The 3645-nt window shown below is 32.2% G+C and carries 3 protein-coding genes and 1 pseudogene; all 4 read right to left on the bottom strand.

Features of this window, described 5'->3' with window-relative positions; all coding sequences use genetic code 11:
- A pseudogene (locus tag VFS71_RS05365) lies at window positions 1-286 on the bottom strand (deoxyribose-phosphate aldolase); the annotation flags it as partial.
- A gap of 101 nt (window positions 287-387) precedes the next feature.
- On the bottom strand, window positions 388-759 hold the full coding sequence (locus VFS71_RS05360) for a VanZ family protein (RefSeq protein ID WP_326399822.1): 372 nt from the start codon (window positions 757-759) through the stop codon (window positions 388-390).
- A gap of 13 nt (window positions 760-772) precedes the next feature.
- On the bottom strand, window positions 773-1153 hold the full coding sequence (gene gcvH, locus VFS71_RS05355; RefSeq protein WP_326399821.1) for a glycine cleavage system protein GcvH: 381 nt from the start codon (window positions 1151-1153) through the stop codon (window positions 773-775).
- An 82-nt stretch (window positions 1154-1235) separates the two neighbouring features.
- On the bottom strand, window positions 1236-3645 hold a 2410-nt coding region (sprA, locus tag VFS71_RS05350), incomplete at its 5' end, for a cell surface protein SprA (protein WP_326399820.1).

Below are 3645 nucleotides of genomic sequence, written 5' to 3'. Positions count from 1 at the left end.
CTGCACCATTTTGGATACACTCAAGAGCTTCTTCCATTTTTTTTTCCAAAGAGGATTTCCCTTCCGGAAAGTCAATCACGGTTCCAATTAACACTTTTGATTGTGCTGCAACAATCATTCTTTTTGCCAAAGCAACCCTATTAGGACGGATCATTATCAATTTAAAACCTTCGTCTATAGCCTCTTGAATAAAACCCTGAGCTACAATAATATTCTCACTTTCACTCAAACAAGCTTGAGCATCAGTTTTCAAATACGTAGAATCCAAATAACCCTTAATGTTCATCTTTAGCATTTAAGAAGTTAAACGCTGTAAAATTACATTATTCGAACGATATGACCTCAATGGTATATCGCACAAAATAAAAAAACCCACCGAAGTGGGTATTATTTTTTTAATATTGAATTTAAAATATTGTGTTTATTGCAAATCACAACAACAAAAACAGCTAATAACGTTCCTATTGTATTCGCCAGAACATCAAACACATCAGCACTTCTGGTTGTTGTTATTAGACTTTGTAATATTTCTATTGTTATTCCAAAAACAAATGAAAACACAACCGAATATAACAAAGGCTTCAATATCGTTCCGATTTGCAAGTGTCTACTAAAAACCAAAAACCAAACAAAAGTGAAGACTAAATGAAAAAAAACATGAACACATTTATCTAGATTTGGAATATTTATGACTGGAATTTCATTTGAGTTAACTAAACAAAAATAACTAACAATCCCTGTCCATAGTAAAGCAACCAAAAACAAAAGATATTTAGGCACCTATAAGTTCTTTATATGCTTCACTTGAAAGCAATTCTTCAACTTCTGACGGATTAGAAATTTTCACTTTAATCATCCATCCAGCACCATAAGGATCTGCATTTACACTTTCTGGATTACTTTCCAAAGCATCATTGAATGCAATAATTTCTCCAGACAAAGGAAGAAACAAATCAGATACTGTTTTTACAGCTTCAACCGTTCCAAAAACTTCGTCTCTATCTAAAGTTTGATCCAATGTTTCAACTTCAACATATACAATATCTCCTAATTCCTTTTGTGCAAAATGAGTGATTCCCACTGTAGCAACATCTCCTTCAAGACTAACCCATTCGTGATCTTTTGTGTACTTTAAATTTGCTGGTATGCTCATAAAATGATAATTGATAATTAATACTAATTTTTTGTACAAATGTAACAATCTTATGCACAATTATGGTTTAGATTTTCAAAAATTAATTTCCAAAACTATAACGGAAAGTAAATCCTGAACTAATATTCGTTAGTGGAAACGAAGTTGAAATAACCGGTTTAGAGAAAGAGTGATTGTAATAAAAAATTATGGTTAAGTTTTTACTCAAAGAATAATCAGCTGTAGTATTCAATGTCCATATATTTTGTCCTCCACCCAACTGATTATTATCGTAATCTAAATAACGAACAATAGTTTGGTTGTCTCTATAAGTCAAATCAACCTTAATATTAATATCACTTTTTATGACACCCATTGGATTATCCGCCAATCTGGAAGAGAAAGTAACATCCTTTATACGATATCCTAAGCCTACCACGTATTCAACTCCATGAACTTCGGTTAATAAATTATTATCAAAACTCATAGACAAAGCCCTATCCTTATTAATTTGCGTCAATAATTTGAAAGAATTTTTCAATTCAAAATCAACTCTCAATAACGGATTAAATTGTTCAACCAAAGTAACATTTGACATAATGATAGGATTATAAAAATTCCCGCTATCATCAACGCCATTAGGGTTCTTTGTATAATTAAAATTCGACCTGAAAGAATTTACCGTATAAGACGCTCTATAGTTTTGTTGCAAAGAAAAACGTTTGAACGTTTTCTTGAAAAAACCATATCTCATCAATCCTGTGTATTTGATAGCCCAGTTAGGCAATGGAAAACTTTTGAAAATATCAAATGAAACATGATCAGCACTTGTACCAGAATAAGCAGCCAAAAATGCAGGCAATAAAACTGCCTGATTTGAACTGGAGTATCCAATAGGATATCCTTTCGAATCAAGACTTGCTGGATTATTAATATCAATTCCTCTTTCGGTTGCTAATCTATTGGCAACAATAAGCCTGTTCTTTCTAAACTGATCAAAAGCTGTAGATCGAACTTCATTACTAGTAGAAAAAGAGGTTCCTATCAATACTGTCGAAATAGAAAAAATACCATAATTATATGGAGATCTTGGATTGTACCCCCCATCTGCACCCACGTCATACTGTTCTGAAAAATTCTCGGAATATGAACGATCACCAAGCAAATCAATTTTTAAATCCGGTGTTAACTCCAAATTGGCAGAACCTTTAAACTCTTGTTTTTTGACTTTGGTATAGTTCTGATTGAATTCTTGATAATTGGTTAACCAACCATTTTTAGCAGCTTCATATCGCACATCATTTTGACTACCAAAAACAAAACCCAAAGTAGGCTTAGAAGATCCAAAGAATCCAACACTTGGGATATACCCTGGCAGAACAGTTCCTTGGTTGTCATTAAAACTAAGATTGATATTTTTTATGCTGGTCAATATACCTTTCAATCCATCTATAAACTGATTTTGGTTAATCTTTTTTAATGGATCTGTTTTCACTACTTTTTCGCCTGGCTTTGGCGCTGTAACGGGCTTTGGTTTATTTGCTGAGCTTTTAGAAATCCCTATATACTTATACAAGGTTTCCATATTGAATGTAGTGTTAAAATTAGTAGTTCTGGCATTCTGTACCGTATTCCCCAAATCATAAATCAAATCTCCACTTGGAACTTTACTCAATGCTTCGGAAGATTGTTGCCAGCTATAATCACCCGTATAAGAATAATTAGCCTTTATAAAACTTAAAACAGGAATTTTATCAAAAGGAATTTCATAATTCAAAATGAACTGTTGCATATGAAAATTGGCAGTTCCTGTATCGAAGTAGCCATCCCAAATAGTCACATCATTCATAGGTTGATCATTGGCATCCAAATAATTCTTCACTAAGTTTCTCGAAGCCGCTGTATAATTTATTTTTAATGATTTTGTCAAATTAAAATTAAAGCCATATTGGTAGTTAAACCCAAAATTCCTTCTGTATAATGGTTCGAAACCAATACCTATATCTTCTACTTGTCTAAATTGCTGTTCATTACTTTGTCTAACTACATTGGTATTAAAAGTAATATTTGAAGGCAAATAATTAAAATTAAAATCTTTCAAAAATTTCCAATAACTGCTTTTTGATACGAACTTAGTTTTTTCAAAAGGTTCAATTGGTTTTGGCTGAAATGCAAAAGCATAATCAACAGTAGTTCTAGATTGTTGATCCACATTCTTTTCAATTTCGAAATCGTGACGTTCAACTTCATTATAATATTGAGAAAAAGTGAAGTTTTCAGCATCATATGGCATAGGTTTCTTTTCAGCACTTCTTTCTTTTCGCACTCCAATCAAATTGATACTTTTTCTCTTGGTATAATCAATTGCTTGATCCAATTTACTTTTTCTTTCGGCATCGGTATCGGCATCATCCAAAACTTGTTTCAGTTTTATATCCTCATAAAAAGGATCATATTCTGGTTTAATGACTTCTTCTCCAATAGAATAATTAAAAGGCACATTAACTCCCCAT

Source organism: Flavobacterium sp., assembly GCF_035760125.1.
Taxonomy (GTDB): domain Bacteria; phylum Bacteroidota; class Bacteroidia; order Flavobacteriales; family Flavobacteriaceae; genus Flavobacterium.
The sequence above is the reverse complement of the archived record's forward strand: the minus strand, read 5'-3'. Positions and strand labels throughout refer to the sequence as shown.